Raw genomic sequence first — 18,796 nt, 5'->3', positions numbered from 1 at the left:
CCGGGGTGCAGGTCAGTGGCTGCTGAGCTGGCCGGTGAGCCGTTCGTGCCGATCGGCGCTGGACCGGTTCAGGCCGATGATGCGTACGGACTTGCCCTTGGTCTCGTACTTGTGGGTGATCGCATCGAGCGCGGCGACCGTGGAGGCGTCCCAGATGTGGGAGTCGGAGAGGTCGATGACGATGTCGTCGGGGTCCTCGGCGTACTCGAACTGGGTGTAGAGGTCGTTGCTGGAGGCGAAGAAGAGCTCTCCGGTGACCCGGTAGACCGCGGCGACCCGGCCGTCGACACCCTCGACCAGCGTGCGGTCGGTCTCGGTCAGGTGGGCGACCCGGCGGGCGAAGAGGGTCATCGCCACCAGGACACCGACGACGACGCCGATGGCGAGGTTGTGGGTCGCGACGGTGACCACGACGGTCGCGACCATCACCGCGGTCTCCGAGCGCGGCATCCGGCGCAGCGTGGCCGGGCGGATCGAGTGCCAGTCGAAGGTGCCGACCGAGACCATGATCATCACCGCGACCAGGGCAGCCATCGGGATCAGCGCCACGATGTCGCCGAACCCGACGACCAGAATGAGCAGGAAGACACCGGCGAGGAAGGTGGACAGGCGGGTCCGTGCCCCGGAGGCCTTCACGTTGATCATCGTCTGGCCGATCATCGCGCAGCCACCCATGCCGCCGAAGAAGCCGGTGATGAGGTTCGCGATGCCTTGGCCGCGGGCCTCGCGGGTCTTGTCGGAGTGGGTGTCGGTGATGTCGTCGACGAGCTTGGCCGTCATCAGCGACTCGAGCAGCCCCACCAGGGCCATGCCGAGGGCGTACGGCGCGATGATCTGCAGCGTCTCGAGAGTGAGGGGCACGTCGGGCAGGAACCAGCTCGGCAGGCTGTCGGGCAGCTTGCCCTCGTCGCCGACGTTCGGCACGTTGATCGCGCCGACGACGGTGAAGGCGGTGAGCGCGACGATGGCGACCAGCGGCGCCGGGATCACCTTGTTGATGCGCGGGAAGCCGACGATGACGGCGATGCCGACGGCGATCATCGGGTAGACCAGCCAGGGGACGTCGACCATGTGGGCGATCTGCGCCTCGAAGATGAGGATCGCGAGGGCGTTGACGAAGCCGACCATCACCGAGCGCGGGATGAACCGCATCAGCCGTGCCACGCCGACCAGCGCCAGCACGACCTGGATCAGCCCGCCCAGCAGCACGGTCGCGATCAGGTAGTCGTAGCCGTAATCGCGCATCACTGGTGCGATCACGAGCGCGATCGCACCGGTGGCAGCCGAGATCATCGCAGGCCGTCCGCCGAGGAACGAGATCGCGACGGCCATGGTGAACGACGCGAACAGCCCGACCCGCGGGTCGACCCCGGCGATGATGGAGAACGAGATCGCCTCGGGGATCAGCGCGAGCGCGACGACGAGGCCGGCCAGCACCTCGGTGCGCAGCAGCCGCGGCGAACGCAGCGCGGCACGCACGGTGGGCTCGCTCGGCGATGAGACGGGCAGGGTCGAAGGCACTGAGAGGGTCCGATCGGTCGGGACTGGCAGGATGGACGCGACACGAAGACCGTACCCTCACGGGACGTAAGAGTTGGCGTCGCCGACGATGTGAGAAAGGACACCATGACGCGCAGAGCAGCTCCCGAGGGGGCCATGCAGATCGGTGAGGTGGCGACACGCACCGACCTCTCGCTGCGCAGCCTCCGGCACTGGGAAGAGGTCGGGCTGCTGAAGCCGTCAGGTCGCAGCGAGGGCGGCTTCCGGCTCTACACCGAGGAGGACGTCGAGAAGATCCTGGTGATCCGGCGGATGAAGCCGCTCGGCTTCAGCCTCGAGCAGATGAAGTCGGCCATGGCCGACATCGAGACCCTGCGTGCCTCCGACCCCGACCCTGACGCCGCGGAGCCGGCAGAGGCCGCGGAGGCGCGTGAACGGCTCGTCGAGCTTCGAGTCGAGGCAGGCGTACGCCGCCAGAGGCTCGAGCAGCAGCTCGCCATGGCCGACGAGTTCATCGCCATCCTGCGGCGCGAGGTGCGCTGACGTTCCGGAGGGTGGTCCACCCGCCGTGTCGTAGCGCTGAACGCCTTCGGCGCGACCGTCGACCGTCTAGGGTTTCAGGTATGGACAGGCGCATCTTCGGCATCGAGAACGAGTACGGCGTGACCTGCACGTTCCGCGGCCAGCGGCGGCTGAGCCCGGACGAGGTGGCCCGCTACCTCTTCCGCAAGGTGGTGAGCTGGGGCCGCAGCTCGAACGTGTTCCTCAGGAACGGCGCGAGGCTCTATCTCGACGTCGGCTCCCACCCCGAGTACGCCACGCCCGAGTGCGACGACGTGACCTCGGTCGTCACCCACGACAAGGCGGGGGAGCGGATCCTGGAGGGGCTGCTCCTCGATGCCGAGCAGCGGCTGCACGACGAGGGCATCGCCGGCGACATCTACCTCTTCAAGAACAACACCGACTCGGCCGGCAACTCCTACGGCTGCCACGAGAACTACATGGTCAGCCGCGCGGGGGAGTTCTCCAAGCTCGCCGACGTGCTCATCCCGTTCCTGGTGACCCGCCAGCTCATCGTCGGCGCCGGCAAGGTCACCCACACCCCGCGCGGGGCCGGGTTCTCGGTCTCCCAGCGTGCCGAGCACATCTGGGAGGGCGTCTCCAGCGCGACCACCCGTTCCCGGCCGATCATCAACACTCGTGACGAGCCGCACGCGGACGCCGAGAAGTACCGGCGCCTCCATGTCATCGTCGGTGACTCGAACATGTCCGAGACCACCACGATGCTCAAGGTCGCCAGCTGCCACCTGGTGCTGCGGATGATCGAGGAGGGCGTCGTCATGCGTGACATGACGATGGAGAACCCGATCCGGGCCATCCGCGAGATCGCCCACGACCTGACCGGCCGTCGCAAGGTGCGGCTGGCCAACGGCCGCGAGGCCAGCGCCCTCGACATCCAGAACGAATACCTGACCAAGGCGCGTGAGTTCGTCGACCGCCGTGAGATCACCGACCCGACCATGCTCGCCGCCCTCGACCTGTGGGAGCGGGGGCTGAAGGCGATCGAGTCCGACGACCTGTCCCTGGTCGACCGCGAGATCGACTGGGTGATCAAGTGGAAGCTGATCGACCGATACCGCGCCAAGCACGGCCTTCCGCTGGGCCACGCGCGGGTCGCCCAGCTCGACCTCGCCTACCACGACATCCACCGCAACCGCGGCCTCTACTACCTGCTGGAGAAGAAGGGCGCGGTCAAGCGGGCGACCACCGACCTGAAGATCTTCGAGGCCAAGTCGGTCCCGCCGCAGACCACCCGCGCCCGGCTGCGCGGTGAGTTCATCAAGAAGGCCCAGGAGCGCCGCCGCGACTTCACCGTCGACTGGGTCCACCTCAAGCTCAACGACCAGGCCCAGCGCACCGTGCTCTGCAAGGACCCGCTGAAGGCCTACGACGAGCGGGTTCAGCGGCTCATCGACGGCATGTAGAGCTCCAAGTCGCAGGAAGCGCTGTGGGGTGGCTTCGCCACGAGACAACCACCGTACGGATATGGTGTGCTCCGCTGTCGTCTATCTACTTCACGTCACGAAGGTTTGCACTGTGCCCACTGCTCCTCGGCCTCGTCTGCGCCACGCGCTGAGCGCGCTGGCCGTCACCATGCTCATCCCAGCTCTGGTCGCCTGCGGCGGCGAGGAGAAGAAGGGGTACGGCGATGAGACCGTCTCCGGCTTCGACGGGGTCACGGTCTCGGCCGCGGTCGACAAGGAACCCACGCTGAAGTGGAAGTCCCCGATCGCCTACCCCAAGGACCCCAAGGTCAAGACCCTGACCGAGGGCGATGGCGAGGAGATCCCGGAGGGCCGCGGCGTCTTCGCCAAGATCTACATCGGCAACGCGACCACCCTGGACAAGGAGTGGGCCTACCAGAGCCAGGCCCCCGAGGGCGAGGAGCTCCCGGCGGAGAAGCCGTGGAGCACCATCCTGAAGGGCGCCAAGGTCGGCGACCGGATCGAGGCGATCGTGGGCTCGGCCGACCTGCTCGGCGAGGGCGGCAACCCGCAGATGGGCATCGGCAACCACGACACGCTCCTGGTCGTCCTCGACGTGGTGAAGCCCGCCGCCGACAAGGCGCCGAAGGACGTCGACGCCACCGAGCTCCCGAAGGTCGTCGAGAAGAACGGCAAGCCGACCGGCTTCGACTTCACCGGCATCGCCAAGCCGAAGGCCGACGACGCGGTGCTCAAGCGCGCCATCGTCACCGAGGGCGATGGTGAGGAGATCACCACCGACCAGACGGTCACGGCCAACTACCTCGGCATGACCTATGGCGCGAAGAAGCCCTTCGACGAGAGCTTCAGCAAGGAGGCCGTGCCGTTCGCCCTCAACCAGGTCGTCCCGGGCTGGACCAACGGCCTGGAGGGCGTCAAGGTCGGCAGTCGTGTTCTCCTGCAGATCCCGCCGGAGCTGGGCTACGGTGCAGAGGAGAAGCCGGGTCAGGGTGGCACGCCGGGGATCCCGGCCAACAGCACGCTCTACTTCGTCATCGACGTCATCAAGGCCGAGGACACCCCGGCGCAGCAGTAGTTGAGTCTCTAGGGGGAGAACCACACCGTGGCGGCGGGTAAGACCGAGCGGTTGATGAACCTGCTCATCATGCTGCTCGTGCAGCGTGACAACGTGTCGAAGGAGCGGATCCGCGAGGTCCTCTACCCGTCGTCGCACGGTGAGGCGTTCGAGAAGATGTTCGAGCGCGACAAGGAAGAGTTGCGCAGCCTCGGCGTGCCCATCGAGACCGGGGTGATCGACTCCTTCTTCGAGGACGAGGTCGGCTACCGGGTCAGCCCCGAGCAGTTCGCGCTGCCGCCGATCACCCTCGAGGCCGACGAGCTCGCCGTGGTCGCGCTGGCGACCAAGGTCTGGGAGAACGCCTCGATGGCGGAGGCGACCACACAGGCCGTACGCAAGCTCAACGCCGCGGGGTTCGAGACCGACGTCTCGGCGCTGGAGATCGTGCAGCCACGCCTGGCCGCAGAGGAAGGCTCCTTCGAGGTCTTCGTGGCCGCGACCCAGGACCGGCAGGTCGTCGAGTTCGACTACCGCGGGTCGCGCGCCACCGAGCCGTCTCACCGGCGGCTGCAGCCGTGGGGAGTGGTGCGCTACTCGGGCCGTTGGTACGCGGTCGGGCACGACGTCGACCGCGACGACACCCGCATCTTCCGGCTCTCCCGCGTCCTGGGGGAGGCCCGGGCGGTCGGCGACTTCGATGCCTTCGAGGTGCCGGCCGAGGTGGACGTACGCGATATCGCACGAGACCTGGCGCCCGCCCCGCCAACAGGGAAGGCCGTCCTGCTGCTGCGCCAGGGGAGCGGCTACACCCTCCGCAGGGCCGCCGACTCCACCGAGCCCGGCGTGACCGGGCCCGATGGCAGAGACGACTGGGACCGGGTCGTGCTGACCCGGGTGCCCGCCGACCTGGTCGGGGCGGTGCTGGGCCACGGCCCCGACGCCTACGTCGAGGAGCCCGAGGACCTGCGCCGCGAGGTCGCCGCCCGGCTGGAGCGCCTGGTGGCACGCCTGGACGGAGCTGCCCCGTGAGTGAGCGGCAGCGAGTGAACCGGGCGAGCTCGACCGGTGCCAAGGGGCAGGTGGGACGGCTGCTGACCCTGGTGCCCTACCTCTACTCCCAGGACGTCGACGTACGCGTCGACAAGGCGGCCGCCGACCTCGGCGTCGAGGAGAAGCAGCTGGTCAAGGACCTGCAGGTGCTCTTCATGTGCGGCCTGCCGGGTGGCTATCCCGACGACCTGATCGACGTCGACATCGACGCGCTGACCGAGCCCGACGGCGACCGGGTCATCCGGATCTCCAACGCCGACTATCTCGACCGTCAGATTCGGCTGACCCCGATCGAGGCCACTGCCGTGATCGTGGCCCTGCGGGCGCTGCGGGGCGGGGCGGTGAGTGCGGAGACCAAGGAGGTCGTCGACCGCACGCTGGCAAAGCTCGAGCAGGCAGCTGCCGAAGGCGCCGCGGCGAGCGTCGACCCCGGCGAGGAGACGATCGACACCTCGCTCGTCCAGATCCACGCCGCGATCGCGACCGCGATCGACCAGGACCGGCAGATGCGCCTCGACTACTGGGTGCCGGCGCGTGACGAGGAATCGTCGCGGATCGTCGACCCCCGGGCGCTCGTCTCGATCCGAGAGATCGAGTATCTCGACGCCTGGTGCCACACCGCCGGAGCACCGCGGAGCTTCCGCCTCGACCGGATCAGGGGTGCCGAGGTGCTCGACACCCCTGTGGTCACCGATCCTGAGGACGGTGCGAGTGTCGAGGACGCGGCCGGGCTGCTGGAGCGTACGGACTCCGGCACGGTCGTCCGGGTGCGGCTGGCCCCCGAGGCCCGCTGGGTCGGTGAGTACTACTCGGTCATCGATCCGGTCGAGCTGTCCGGCGGCAGGCTCGAGGTGGGGTTGCGGGTCTATGACCAGCGCTGGCTCACCCGGTTGCTGCTGCGGCTGGCACCCTACGCTGAGCTCGTGGCGGAGGACGCCGGAGACGCGCAGGCTGACGCCCGAAGGGCGCAGATGAGCACAGAGTTCACCGAATCGTTTGCCGCGTCTGCGCGGCAGGCACTCGGCCTGTACCGTACGAGCGCGTAGACTTCTGACGTTCCCCCTAGACGTAGATGAGGTAGTTCATGTTCACTCCATTGATCGGTATGCCGCAGGGAGCCGAGTGGCTCATCATCCTGGCGATCGTCATCCTCGTCTTCGGTGCCGCCAAGCTTCCCGAGCTCGCCCGCGGGACCGGGCAGGCGCTGCGGATCTTCAAGACCGAGACCAAGGGTCTTCGCGACGAGGAGGAGAAGCAGAAGGGCGAGAAGGCCGAGAAGCCGGCCGAGCTGACCGCCTCCGAGCAGGAGCGCATCGCCGAGCTCGAGCGACGTGAGGCCGAGATCAAGGCCGAGCGCGAGCGCCTCTCCGGCAACTGAGGCAGACCTTGTCCATCGCCGGTGTTGTCGCGATCCTCAGCGGCACCCCCAAGCACGCCATCGGCGACGACGGCCGGATGGCGCTCTCCGACCACCTGCGTGAGCTTCGTGCGCGGGTGATCAAGGCTGCCCTGGCTCTGGTCGTCGGTTTCATCGTCTCGCTGTTCTTCTTCGAGCAGCTCTTCGGCCTCGTCATGGAGCCGTATCTCAAGGCCGTCGAGATGATGGACACGAACAGCGGGGCCGAGTCGCTCAGCTCCGTCAACGGGGCCGCTGGCGGCTTCATGCTCTACCTGAAGCTGTGCGGGCTGGCCGCCTTCATCGGCACCAGCCCGATCTGGCTCTACCAGATCTGGGCGTTCCTGATGCCGGGTCTGCACGCCCACGAGAAGAAGATGTCGCGGATCTTCGTGGCGGTCGCCAGCCCGCTCTTCCTGGCTGGTGTCCTGCTCGGCTACGTCACCTTGCCCAAGGGCCTGGAGATCCTGTTCGGCTTCATCCCCGACGGACTGACCAACATCGTCGAGTTCAGCGACTACCTGAGCTTCCTGAGCCGTACGCTGCTGGTCTTCGGCATCGCCTTCGAGATCCCGGTCTTCGTGATCATGCTCAACCGGATCGGGGTTCTGCCCGGTGCCGCGCTGGCGAAGTACCGAGCCTGGATCATCGTCGGCTCCTTCGTCTTCGCCGCCGTCGCGACCCCGTCCGGCGACCCGTTCACGATGACGATCATGGCCGGCCCGATGGTCATCCTCTTCGGGGTCTCCGAGGTCATCGCCCGGGCCCACGACAGACGGAAGGCCGGCAAGCGCAAGGACAGGATCGGCGATCCCGACGTCCCCTCGGTGATCTGACCAGTACGATTCGGCGCGTGACGCGCCAGATCGCCCTGCTTGCCAACCCGACCGCCGGCCGTGGCAACGCCGACCAGATCCTCGACGCGGTCACCGAACGACTCTCGGCATCAGGGGCTCTGGTCGAGCACCTGATCGGTGACGACGCCGAGCACGCTCTCGAGCTGACCCGGAAGGCGGCAGCCGAGGGCGTCGACACCGTCGTGAGCCTCGGGGGCGACGGGATGGTCCATGTCGCCGTGCAGGCGCTGGCCGAGACCGAGGTCAGTCTCGGAGTCGTCCCGCTCGGCACCGGCAACGACTTCGCGCGGGCGCTCGGGATCCCGACCGGTGACCCTTTGGCCGCGGCCGATGTCGTCGTGGGCGACCACGTCCGTCGTATCGACCTGGGGCGCAGCGACGACACCTGGTTCGCCACGGTCCTGGCGGCCGGGTTCGACGCCGCGGTCAACGAGCGGGCCAACGCGATGAGGTGGCCGCACGGCGACCTTCGCTACACCCTCGCCGCGCTGTCGGTGATCCGCAGCTGGAAGCCGGTGCCCTACCGGCTCGAGATCGATGGTGTCGTGCGCGAGCAGGAGGCCATGCTGCTGGCGATCGCCAACACCGAGTCCTACGGCGGTGGGCTGCGGGTCGCGGCGGGCTGCGATCCGTCCGACGGACTGCTGGACGCCATCCTCATCAAGCCGGTCTCGCGGCTGGAGTTCCTGCGCGTCTTCCCGGGCGTACGCCAGGCCAAGCACCTCAGCCATCCGGCTTTCGAACGCATCCGTGCCCGCCGGATCACGGTCTCCGCGCCCGGCGTGATCGCCTACAGCGACGGAGAGCGTCTCGGGCCCCTGCCGCTCGAGGTCGAGTGCGTCCGGTCCGCTCTCGGCGTACTGGTGCCGCCGCGCTCCTGAGTGTCGGCACCGGTCGATAGGCTCGGAGCATGGACGCCTCGCCAGCGGAGAAGTACGCCGCATTCCAGCGTGACAAGGACTACCCCGTCTTCCGGGACTTTGCCGCGCTCTACGACTTCGGGCTCGACGACTTCCAGGCCGAGGCGTGCCGGGAGATCGAGCAGGGTAAGGGCGTCCTGGTCGCGGCGCCGACAGGTTCGGGCAAGACGATCGTCGGCGAGTTCGCCATCCACATGGCGCTCGCCAGCGGCCGTAAGGCGTTCTACACCACGCCGATCAAGGCGCTCTCCAACCAGAAGTACAACGACCTGGTCAAGCGCTACGGCGCCGACAAGGTCGGCCTGCTGACCGGCGACAACGTCGTCAACGGTGAGGCGCCGGTCGTGGTGATGACCACCGAGGTGCTGCGCAACATGCTCTACGCGGGCTCGCAGACCTTGATGGGTCTCGGGTTCGTGGTCATGGACGAGGTCCACTACCTCGCCGACCGCTCCCGCGGCGCGGTCTGGGAGGAGGTCATCATCCACCTGCCGGAGTCGGTCTCGGTCGTCTCGCTGAGCGCCACCGTCTCCAACGCCGAGGAGTTCGGCGAATGGCTCACCACGGTGCGTGGCGAGACCACCACCATCATCGAGGAGAAGCGGCCGGTCCCGCTCTACCAGCACGTGATGGCGGGCCGCCGGATCATGGACCTGTTCGCCTCCTCCGACGTCGACGCGGCCGCCGGCTTCGTCAAGGAGGGCGCCCCGGTCAACGGCGAGCTGATGAAGCTGGCTCGCGACGACTGGGCTGCCGGACGGATGACGGACCGGCGTACGCCCAGGGACAAGCGCAAGGGCAACGGAAACAGACGAGTGGGCAACGGACGACGCGTCTGGATCCCGAGCCGGGTCGAGGTGATCACCGCGCTGCAGCGCGACAACCTGCTGCCGGCGATCAACTTCGTCTTCTCCCGGGTCGGCTGCGACGCCGCGGTCCAGCAGTGCATCCAGGCCAACCTGCGGCTGACCACGCCGGACGAGCGTGACGAGATCTTCGAGTACGTCGAGGAGGCCTGCGCGGACCTGCCCGACGAGGACCGCCACGTCCTCGGCTACCACGACTGGGTCGACGGGCTCACCCGTGGAGTCGCGGCCCACCACGCGGGGCTGCTGCCGGCCTTCAAGCAGGTCGTCGAGGAGCTCTTCCTGCGGGGGCTGGTGAAGGCCGTCTTCGCCACCGAGACGCTCGCGCTGGGCATCAACATGCCGGCCCGCACGGTGGTCATCGAGAAGCTCTCGAAGTGGAACGGCGAGGCCCACGTCAACCTCTCGCCGGGGGAGTACACCCAGCTCGTCGGCCGGGCCGGCCGTCGCGGACTCGACGTCGAGGGCCACGGCGTCGTGCTCTGGCAGCAGGGGCTGAACCCGCGCGAGCTCGCCGGACTCGCCTCGACACGTACGTATCCGCTGCGGTCGAGCTTCCGGCCGTCGTACAACATGGCGGTCAACCTCGTTCACCAGTTCGGTCGGGCGCGCTCGCGCGAGCTGCTGGAGCAGTCGTTCGCCCAGTTCCAGGCCGACAAGGCGGTCGTCGGGCTCGCTCGCCAGGTGCGCAAGGCCGAGGACGCCCTGGCGGGCTACCAGGAGGCCGCGACCTGCGAGAAGGGCGACTTCATGGAGTACGCCGCGATCCGCCGGAAGATCTCCGACGTCGAGAAGTCCTCCCAGCGTGAGCGGCGGTCCGACCGTCGCGACGAGATCATCGAGTCGCTCTCGAAGCTGAAGGTCGGCGACGTCATCGACGTGCCGACGGGCAAGTTCGCCGGCTACGCGGTCGTCCTCGACCCGGGCTTCGACCCGGACGGGCCACGCCCCTACGTCATCACCCAGGACCGACAGGCCCGCCGCCTGGCGATGATGGACTTCAACGTGCCGATCGTCGCCCAGACCCGGATGCGGGTCCCGAAGTCGTTCAACGGCCGCAACCCGCAGATGCGCCGCGACATGGCCTCCCGGCTGCGGGAGAAGACCCTCGACCTGCGACCCGTGCCCTACGAGGGGACGCCGACCGCCCGCAAGGAGCGCAAGAGCTCGGTGGAGACCCAGATCTCCGAGCTTCGGCGCGAGCTGAAGATGCATCCCTGCCACGACTGCCCCGACCGTGAGGACCACGCCCGCTGGGCCGAGCGCTGGTTCAAGCTCTCTCGTGACACCGACACGCTGCGGCGTCGGGTGGAGTCGCGTACGAACACGGTGGCGCGCACCTTCGACCGGGTCTGCGACGTGCTGGTCGCGCTCGACTACCTCGAGGGCGAGACTGTCACCGAGCGCGGGACTCGCCTGATGCGTCTCTACTCCGAGATGGATCTGGTCGCGGCCGAGGCGCTGCGCGACGGGCTGTGGGACGACCTGACACCCTCCGAGCTCGCGGCCGCCCTCTCGGTGCTGGTCTACGAGGCCCGCCGAGCCGACGACGCCACCCCGCCCCGCCTCCCCGGCGGTCGGGTCAAGGACGTGATCGCCGAGACCGTGCGCCTGTGGGGTCAGCTCGACGCCCTGGAGCGAGACCACAAGCTCGACTTCCTGCGCCAGCCCGACCTCGGCTTCGCCTGGGCGGCCTATCGCTGGGCCGAGGGCGACGAGCTCGACGACGTCATCAGCGAGGTCGATCTCGCCGCCGGCGACTTCGTCCGCTGGGTCAAGCAGCTCATCGACCTGTGCGGCCAGGTCGCCGACGCCGCCGGCGATGTCCCCCTGCGCCGCACCGCGAGGCAGACCATGGACGTCCTCAAGCGTGGTGTCGTCGCCTACTCGTCGGTGGTGGAGTAGCCCCGCTGGTCGAAGGCCACTTCGTTCGGACCTCGAAGCGACACGCTCGGCCGCGGGCGGCCTCGCGGCTCGACCAGCGGGGGCGATCAATATGATGGCCGGGTGGATGTCTCGCCTTACGATGCCTTGTTGTTCGTCTCCTTCGGGGGCCCGGAGAAGACCGAGGACGTGGTGCCGTTCCTGGAGAACGTCACCCGCGGGCGAGGGATCCCCAAGGAGCGGCTGGTCGAAGTGGGGCAGCATTACTTCGACCGCGGCGGGAAGTCGCCGATCAACGACCAGAACCGGGCCTTCCTCGCTGCGCTGCGCAGCGACCTGGCCGAGCACGGGATCGACCTGCCGGTCTACTGGGGCAACCGCAACTGGGACCCCTACCTGAGCGACACCGTCGCGCAGATGCGGGCCGACGGGATCGAGCGTGCCGCGGTCTTCGCGACCAGCGCCTACTCCTCCTACTCCTCGTGCCGGCAGTACCGCGAGAACCTCTTCGAGGCGTGCGACACCACCGGTGGTGTCGAGGGGGCGCCGGTGCTGGACAAGCTGAGGCGCTACTACAACCACCCGGGCTTCGTCGCGCCGGTCGTCGACGGCGTGCTCGCCTCTCTCGAAGACCTGCCCGAGGACGAGCGCGACGGTGCGCGGATCCTCTTCGTGACCCACTCGATCCCCACCTCGATGAACGACAACGCCGGCCCCGAGGGCAACGCGTACGTCGCCCAGCACCTCGACGTCGCCACGGTCATCGCCGATGAGGTCGCGCAGCGTCGCGGGGTGACCCACGAGTGGGACCTCGTCTACTGCAGCCGCTCCGGCGCCCCGCACATCCCGTGGCTCGAGCCGGACGTGAACGACCATCTCGAGGAGCTGGCGGGCAAGGCTCCCGAAGATGGCGGGAGCAGCGCCGTGGTGATGTGCCCGGTCGGGTTCGTCTCCGACCACATGGAGGTCGTCTATGACCTCGACACCGAGGCCATGGCGACCGCTGAGCGGCTCGGGATGCAGGCCCGGCGCAGCCCGACCGCGGGCGAGGACCCGCGCTTCGTGGCGACCGTACGCGACCTCCTCCTCGAGCGCGCCGCAGCCGAGCGCGGAGAGACCCCTGAGCGGCGTACCGTCGGTGACCTGGGGGCCGGCCCCGACCGCTGTCCCGTGGGCTGCTGCTTCAACCAGCGCTCCCAGCTGCCGACCCTGTCCGGGGAGGACTCGCCCCAGTACTCCGGGTGATCACCGGCGGCATAGGGTCGGCCCCATGACAGACAGTGCAGAGCCGTCCCAGCCCGCACCGCAGGGCCCAGTCCCCAAGGCCGGAGACCTGCTCGCGCTCGCCGTGGCGACCGCCCGCACGGCCGCGGACCTCGTGCGTGAGCGAGCCGCGGGTGTGGTCGAGGTGGCCGCCACCAAGTCGACCGCGACCGACGTCGTCACCCAGGCAGATCGCGACACCGAGGCGCTGATCCGGCGGCTGATCTCCCAGGAGCGTCCGGAGGACGGCTTCCTCGGCGAGGAAGGGGTCTCGACAAGCTCGACCACCGAGTTCTCGGGCACGAGCGGTGTCCGCTGGATCGTCGACCCGATCGACGGCACCGTCAACTTCCTCTACGGCCTGCCCAGCTACGCTGTCTCGATCGCTGCGGAGTACGCCGGTGAGGTGGTCGCCGGGGCCGTCGTCGACGTGCCCCACGGCACCCTCTACGCCGCCTTCCGCCAGCCGGACGGATCGGCAGCCGCGGTCAAGGACGGCGAGCCCATGGCCGTCCGTCAGCCCGCGGAGCTCGCCCAGCGACTCATCGCCACCGGCTTCTCCTACGACGCCGAGCTCCGCCGGATCCAGGCCGAGGCACTGGTGCGGTTCCTCCCGGTCGTACGTGACGTTCGTCGCATCGGCTCGGCGGCCCTGGACATCTGCGGGGTGGCCGACGGCACCCTCGACGGCTATCTGGAGGAGGGCCTGCATCTGTGGGACCACGCCGCCGCCTGCCTGGTGGCCGAGGCGGCCGGAGCGCGGTGGGAGGCGACGACCGGTGCCGGCGGCCGTCGGTTCGTCCTCGTCGCGCCCGCGCACGGCTACGACGAACTACGGAAAGCGGCTGTTCAGGCCGGTTTTCTGCCAGTTGAGTCGCTCCCGGGTGTCGTACCCGGCTGAATGCCGCCGGTTGATGTAGATCTATGACCGGCCGACGGCCGGGACGGTCCCGGAGCTCCGTCGGTCACGTCCGCGTTCACCCACCCGAAAGTCACTGGTCACCTACCGCGTGATAGGGAATACCCGCAGGTGACAGAACGTTTCGGCGACGCGGAACCCGGCAGAGTGTGCGAAATGCACGTGAATAGTGCACAATCACGGGCCGTGCCGCTGCCCTCGGGGGCGCGCGGGGGGACTGAAGATGAGTGAGAAGGGGAGTGGCGCAAATGGCGACGGACTACGACGCACCGCGTAAGAACGAAGAGGACCAGTCCGAGGAGAGCATCGAAGAGCTCAAGGCTCGTCGTCACGACAAGAACTCGGGCAAGGTCGATGAGGACGAGGCTGAGGCGGCGGAGTCGTTCGAGCTCCCTGGAGCCGACCTCAGCCACGAGGAGCTCGCGGTCGAGGTGAAGCCGAAGCAGGAGGACGAGTTCACCTGTATGAGCTGCTTCTTGGTCCACCACCGCAGCCAGCTGGCTGACGAGAAGAAGCTGATCTGCTTTGACTGTGCTTGAGCGCAAGCGAAAAGCCGCCGAGTCGGCGCGTTTGTATAGCTTGCGCTAGCAAGCGCTTTGTACAAACGCGCCGACTCGGCGGAAAGCCCGACGCAAGCCGGGCCAAAAAGAGAAGGCCGCACGGATTCCGTACGGCCTTCTTCGCTATCTCAGGTTCTGCTGATCCAGGACTAGTCCTTCTCCAGCTGCTTCGGCAACCGACCGACTGACCGCACGTAATAGCTGGCCGCGCGGCGCTGGGCGAACATCCGCGCCAACGCGATGGTGGCGCCGGTCGCAGCAGACCAGAGCACGGCCTCCACGAGGCGTACGTCGGGGTCGGCGGGGTTGGCCGGTGGTTTGCGTCCGGTGGACGCCTGCCAGCCGGAGGAGAGGACCTTGGTGGTGACCTTCGCGGCCCCGATTCCGCTGACGAGGGCCATGATCGCCCAGACCTTGTCAGCCTTGTCGGCTTTGTCAGCCTTGGTGGACTTGGACATGCCACGAGCCTAGGCCATGCGCGCGGGGATGGCGCTCACAGACTCGCGCGGAGCGCGTTGACCGACTTGGCGAGCGCGACCGGGTGGCGGGTGAAGAGCAGCCAGTAGGGCGCCGGGTCGGCCGGGTCCTCGATGGTGATCCGCACCGCGCGCTTGAGGTAGGGACGCAGAAGCAGGTAAGCCCTGGCGTCGGCGTCGCGGCCCGCCAGGTGATGTGCCTCGGTCTCGTCGAGAGCGACGGCCTCGCCGAGGAAACGAGCCTCGATCCGGGCGGGCCCGGCGCGCAGGACGCCGTCGGCGATGGTGATCCTGGCGTTGCCGTAGACGATCATGGCCAGCGCGAACAGACCGACGGTTGCCGCGGTGATGCCCCAGGCGAGCGCGGGTGGGACCCACAAGATGACCGCGATCCACAGGGTCGCCAGGAACATGACGCCCTGGACCCACCACCTCAGCGGTACGGTCAGTCGCTCGTCGTACGCGGAGGTGCTCACGAATCGTGAGTTTTTCATGTCGGGCAAGGGAGTCACCAATCGGGTGAGCCTCGGCGCCACTAGGGTGCGGGGTGTGTCTGATCTCGAAGTAGCCCTGGTGCGGCTGGACGCAGAGCTGCCGCCACCTGCGTACGCCCATCCCGGGGATGCCGGAGCCGACCTGCGGACGACCGTGGACGTGACCCTGAAACCGGGGGAGCGGGCGCTGGTGCCGACCGGGATCGCGATCGCCCTGCCGCACGGCTACGCCGGCATGGTGCATCCGCGCTCCGGGCTGGCCGCCAAGCACGGGCTCTCCATCGTCAACGCCCCGGGGACGGTCGACGCCGGATACCGCGGCGAGGTGAAGGTGGCGTTGATCAACCTCGACCCCGTCGAGGCCATCGAGCTGCGGCGCGGTGACCGGATCGCCCAGCTGGTGATCCAGCGCGTGGAACAGGCGAGCTTCGTCGAGGTGCCCACGTTGGCCGACTTACCGGACTCGGTTCGTGGCGATGGGGGTTACGGTTCTACAGGGGGCTTCTCCAACCGCTGAGCATCAGTGTTAGATAAGCCTCCTCACAGAGTCACCGCAACCTGAAAGCAGATGGTCGTGAAGTTCCGTCGCAAGTCCGCGCCCTCCCACCGTGGAGAGCCATCTGCATCGGTCGAGGAGGGGCCGGTGGCCTCCGACCGGCCGGTGCCCGCAGCCCCCGAGATCGGACCGTTCGACATCGACTCGGTCCCCGACGGGCTGATCACTGGTGACTGGGTGGACCTCGGCTCGATGATGCTCGCCCCGGCGCCGGGCAAGGAGCTGCGCCTGCAGGTGGACGAGAGCTCCGGCCAGATCGCGGCCGTGATGCTGACCGCCGAGGACGGCGCCATGGAGCTGCGCGCCTTCGCCGCGCCCCGCAACGGCGACCTGTGGACCGAGTCGCTGCCGATGCTTCGAGAGGACGTCCAGCAGCGCGGCGGTGCGACCGCCGACCTGGAGGGCCCGTGGGGCACCGAGCTGATCACGCAGATGAAGGTGAAGCTGCCCGACGGCCAGCCGGCCGTCCAGCAGACCCGCATCATCGGTGTCAACGGTCCGCGCTGGATGCTCCGCGCCACCATGCTCGGCCGCCCGGCGATGGAGCCGACCGCGGGCAAGGAGTGGGAGAAGCTCCTCGAGCAGGTCGTCGTGTGCCGCGGGGAGGGTGCCAAGCCCAAGGGCGAGGCGCTCGAGGTGAAGCTGCCGCCCAACGCGCGCCGCGTCGAGAAATGATCGGCTGAGGATGTCCAAGGGCCGGCTGCGTGCGAAGCTCAGCGACTGGGCGAACACCGCCTCGATCGACGCGAGCGAGATCCGGGCAGCGTACGTCGCCAAGGATGTCGCCTCCATCGCCGACGCGCCGGACCGCGAGACGGTGCGATTGCGGGGGACGCTGCGTACGATCACTCTGCGACCGCGCGGCGGCGTCCCGGCGCTGGAGGCCGAGCTCTTCGACGGCTCCGGCACACTGACGCTCATCTGGCTGGGCCGCCGGCGCATCGCCGGGGTCAGCCCGGGCCGGTCCCTGCAGGTGCAGGGCCGCATCGGTCGCAACGACGGCCAGCGCATCATGTTCAACCCCCGCTACGAGCTGATACCGGACCCCAACGAGTGAGCCAACCAAACGTGACCCCCACCTCTGAGACCCCTGCTGGCGACGGCCGGCCGGACGACCACGATCACAACCATCCGACGGTCGACACCGTCGAGGCGGTCGTACGCCGCCAGATGTCCGCCGGGCTCGGAGGTGTGCGCGGGATGCTCGAGGCCGGCGTGCCCGGCCTGGTCTTCACCATCGCCTGGCTGGCGGTCAAGGACCTCAAGTTCGCGCTGATCGCCTCGGCGGCGACTGCGGCGATCTTCCTGCTGGTGCGGCTGGTGCAGCGCTCGAGCCTGCAGTACGTCGGCAACGCCATCTTCGGGATCGTCATCGGCTTCGCGGTGGTGCGCCTGGCCCAGTCGATGGGTGGCTCCGCCGAGGAGCAGGCCCTGGCCTACTTCCTGCCCGGCATCCTGATCAGCCTCGGCTACACGGTCGTGGTCGGCGGCCTGTGCCTGATCGGTTGGCCGATCTTCGGCTTCTTCATCGGCGTCGCCAGCGGCGATCCGCTCGAGTGGCACCGGGACAAGCAGATCGTGAAGCTGTGCACGAGGCTGACCTGGCTCTTCCTGGCGCCGGGTGCGATCGGAGCGGCCATCCAGGGCCCGATCTGGTTCCTCGCCTGGAGTGGCTCGATCGACCGCGACTGGGCGATCCTCGCCCTCGGCATCCTCCGCACCGGCTTCGGCTGGGTGCTGCGGATCGCCTGCTACGGCACCATGATCTGGCTCCTCGCCCGCAACCACACCCCGGTCCAGTCCACGGCGCGATGAACCCACGCGCGGTCGTCGTCGCCGGCGCGCTGGTAGCCCTCGTGGCTGCCGGCTGCGGCAGCTCGACCGTGACCGTCGGCGGCAAGGAGCCCTTCTCGCTGCCGGTAGGACCGACCGAATGGGAGGCCACGGCGCCGGCCTGGTACGCCGACGGCACGCTGCACGTGGGGGAGCGGAGCGTCGATCTCGGTGAGCCTGTGGACGAGTTCGTGCTCGGCGCCACCGGTGTCTACTGGATGCGCGGCCGGACACTGATGTTCACGAGCGCGGAGGGCGAGACCGAGAAGGTCGAGGACGTCGGTTGGCGCAACCTGGCCGTGTCGGCGGATCGCTCGGTGTTCGCCACCGTGGACCAGTCGCGTGGCCCGACCGACGAGTTCGGCACCCACGTGCTCCAGCTGGCGGCGTTCGACACTCGCACCGGTGAGCAGCTCTACCGAACGCCTGACGAGGAGCCCGACGGCGGTGCGGATCTGGAGGACCTCTACGGCGAGGTCATGCCGCTGCTGGTCGGGGTGAGCGACGAGCACCTCTTCTACGACGGCACCACCATCGACCTCGACGACGGCTCCGCGACCCAAGCGAGCGACAGCCCGGACGGGGAGATCTACGAGGGCTACGCCGAGACCCTGTTCCCCGACGGCTTCCACGTCTATCTCGGCGGAGAGGGCAAGCGACGAGAGCTGGCCGACTCCTGGATCGCCGGGGTCGGGCGACTCTCCCCGGACCGGAGCACGATCTTCGACGTGAGCGAGTGGCCCACCAAGGCGGTGGCGTACGACGCGAACACAGGACGCCAACGTGCGATCGATGCCCCGTGGGAGCACTTCAAGCTGGTCGGGTGGAGCGACGAGGACACCTTCTTCGGCGTCGCGGAGCGCATCGACACGAACGCGGCCAACGTGCTGCGCGCGCGACAGGTCGTCACCTGCGAGGTGCGGACGCTCGCCTGCGCACCGGTGAGCCCGGTGGTCCGGACCGACGACGAGAACGTGGGCGGGCCTCCGGCTTTTCTCGTCGAGGGAAGCAGTGACGAGCTCTGACCGCGATCGACCAGCTTTGAGCACATGAGCGTGGCACGAGCGTAGTAGCCCGATCGTGGCGCCGACTCGGGATACGGTGCTGCGCGTGGAGTTGCGAGTGGTGAGGCCGGTACGCGGAAGCGCGTGGCTCTCTC

The 18,796-nt window shown here is 68.5% G+C and carries 20 protein-coding genes; 17 read left to right on the top strand and 3 right to left on the bottom strand.

What is annotated here, in order from left to right; all coding sequences use genetic code 11:
- Positions 1-12: 12 nt before the first annotated feature.
- Positions 13-1,521, bottom strand: a complete 1,509-nt coding sequence (locus tag ABZZ22_RS06280; RefSeq protein WP_354928001.1) for a SulP family inorganic anion transporter — start codon at positions 1,519-1,521, stop codon at positions 13-15.
- Positions 1,522-1,626: 105 nt separating this feature from the next.
- Between ABZZ22_RS06280 and ABZZ22_RS06275 the strand changes: the two genes are divergently transcribed.
- The 12 genes from ABZZ22_RS06275 (at position 1,627) to ABZZ22_RS06220 (ending at position 14,257) form a co-directional block, all read left to right on the top strand.
- On the top strand, positions 1,627-2,043 hold the full coding sequence (locus ABZZ22_RS06275) for a MerR family transcriptional regulator (RefSeq protein WP_354927998.1): 417 nt from the start codon (positions 1,627-1,629) through the stop codon (positions 2,041-2,043).
- An 80-nt stretch (positions 2,044-2,123) separates the two neighbouring features.
- Positions 2,124-3,485, top strand: a complete 1,362-nt coding sequence (gene pafA, locus ABZZ22_RS06270) for a Pup--protein ligase (RefSeq protein ID WP_183549465.1) — start codon at positions 2,124-2,126, stop codon at positions 3,483-3,485.
- Between the two features lie 112 nt (positions 3,486-3,597).
- A complete protein-coding gene (locus tag ABZZ22_RS06265) occupies positions 3,598-4,581 on the top strand; it encodes an FKBP-type peptidyl-prolyl cis-trans isomerase (RefSeq protein WP_354927995.1) in 984 nt (327 codons plus the stop codon).
- 27 nt (positions 4,582-4,608) lie between these two features.
- Positions 4,609-5,592, top strand: coding sequence for a WYL domain-containing protein (locus ABZZ22_RS06260; RefSeq protein ID WP_354927992.1), 984 nt, complete (start codon positions 4,609-4,611; stop codon positions 5,590-5,592).
- A complete protein-coding gene (locus ABZZ22_RS06255) occupies positions 5,589-6,659 on the top strand; it encodes a WYL domain-containing protein (RefSeq protein ID WP_354927989.1) in 1,071 nt (356 codons plus the stop codon). Before ABZZ22_RS06260 ends, ABZZ22_RS06255 begins: the two co-directional genes overlap by 4 nt.
- A gap of 38 nt (positions 6,660-6,697) precedes the next feature.
- A complete protein-coding gene (tatA, locus tag ABZZ22_RS06250; protein ID WP_354927986.1) occupies positions 6,698-6,991 on the top strand; it encodes a twin-arginine translocase TatA/TatE family subunit in 294 nt (97 codons plus the stop codon).
- An 8-nt stretch (positions 6,992-6,999) separates the two neighbouring features.
- On the top strand, positions 7,000-7,845 hold the full coding sequence (gene tatC / locus ABZZ22_RS06245; protein WP_354927983.1) for a twin-arginine translocase subunit TatC: 846 nt from the start codon (positions 7,000-7,002) through the stop codon (positions 7,843-7,845).
- A gap of 17 nt (positions 7,846-7,862) precedes the next feature.
- Positions 7,863-8,747, top strand: coding sequence for a YegS/Rv2252/BmrU family lipid kinase (locus ABZZ22_RS06240; RefSeq protein ID WP_354927980.1), 885 nt, complete (start codon positions 7,863-7,865; stop codon positions 8,745-8,747).
- 29 nt (positions 8,748-8,776) lie between these two features.
- Complete coding sequence (locus ABZZ22_RS06235) at positions 8,777-11,557, top strand: DEAD/DEAH box helicase (protein WP_354927977.1); 2,781 nt, start codon at positions 8,777-8,779, stop codon at positions 11,555-11,557.
- Between the two features lie 102 nt (positions 11,558-11,659).
- Positions 11,660-12,781 (top strand): ferrochelatase, encoded by a 1,122-nt coding sequence (locus ABZZ22_RS06230; RefSeq protein ID WP_354927974.1) that lies wholly within the window; start codon positions 11,660-11,662, stop codon positions 12,779-12,781.
- Positions 12,782-12,806: 25 nt separating this feature from the next.
- Positions 12,807-13,700, top strand: a complete 894-nt coding sequence (locus ABZZ22_RS06225; protein ID WP_354927971.1) for an inositol monophosphatase family protein — start codon at positions 12,807-12,809, stop codon at positions 13,698-13,700.
- A gap of 266 nt (positions 13,701-13,966) precedes the next feature.
- Positions 13,967-14,257 (top strand): DUF4193 domain-containing protein, encoded by a 291-nt coding sequence (locus ABZZ22_RS06220; protein WP_354927968.1) that lies wholly within the window; start codon positions 13,967-13,969, stop codon positions 14,255-14,257.
- A 170-nt stretch (positions 14,258-14,427) separates the two neighbouring features.
- On the opposite strand, the gene ABZZ22_RS06215 is transcribed toward ABZZ22_RS06220, so the two are convergent.
- Entirely contained in the window at positions 14,428-14,736 is a 309-nt protein-coding gene (locus tag ABZZ22_RS06215; RefSeq protein ID WP_354927965.1) for a DUF4235 domain-containing protein, read from the bottom strand.
- Positions 14,737-14,771: 35 nt separating this feature from the next.
- Positions 14,772-15,230: a DUF3093 domain-containing protein gene (locus tag ABZZ22_RS06210; protein ID WP_354927962.1), complete on the bottom strand. Its 459-nt coding sequence runs from the start codon at positions 15,228-15,230 to the stop codon at positions 14,772-14,774.
- 73 nt (positions 15,231-15,303) lie between these two features.
- Between ABZZ22_RS06210 and dut the strand changes: the two genes are divergently transcribed.
- The 5 genes from dut to ABZZ22_RS06185 are packed head-to-tail and all read left to right on the top strand — an operon-like array spanning position 15,304 to position 18,662.
- On the top strand, positions 15,304-15,765 hold the full coding sequence (gene dut / locus ABZZ22_RS06205) for a dUTP diphosphatase (RefSeq protein WP_354927959.1): 462 nt from the start codon (positions 15,304-15,306) through the stop codon (positions 15,763-15,765).
- A 51-nt stretch (positions 15,766-15,816) separates the two neighbouring features.
- The gene (locus tag ABZZ22_RS06200) at positions 15,817-16,479 is read left to right on the top strand and encodes a DUF3710 domain-containing protein (RefSeq protein ID WP_354927956.1); all 663 of its coding nucleotides are present in this window, start codon (positions 15,817-15,819) and stop codon (positions 16,477-16,479) included.
- A gap of 10 nt (positions 16,480-16,489) precedes the next feature.
- Entirely contained in the window at positions 16,490-16,861 is a 372-nt protein-coding gene (locus tag ABZZ22_RS06195) for an OB-fold nucleic acid binding domain-containing protein (protein WP_354927953.1), read from the top strand.
- Between the two features lie 11 nt (positions 16,862-16,872).
- Positions 16,873-17,619: a DUF3159 domain-containing protein gene (locus tag ABZZ22_RS06190; protein WP_354927950.1), complete on the top strand. Its 747-nt coding sequence runs from the start codon at positions 16,873-16,875 to the stop codon at positions 17,617-17,619.
- Complete coding sequence (locus ABZZ22_RS06185; RefSeq protein ID WP_354927947.1) at positions 17,616-18,662, top strand: hypothetical protein; 1,047 nt, start codon at positions 17,616-17,618, stop codon at positions 18,660-18,662. Before ABZZ22_RS06190 ends, ABZZ22_RS06185 begins: the two co-directional genes overlap by 4 nt.
- Positions 18,663-18,796: the final 134 nt, after the last annotated feature.

It is taken from the genome of Nocardioides sp. NPDC006273 (genome assembly GCF_040613495.1).
In the GTDB taxonomy this organism is placed as follows: domain Bacteria; phylum Actinomycetota; class Actinomycetes; order Propionibacteriales; family Nocardioidaceae; genus Nocardioides.
This window is presented reverse-complemented; position numbering and strand designations above follow the sequence as displayed.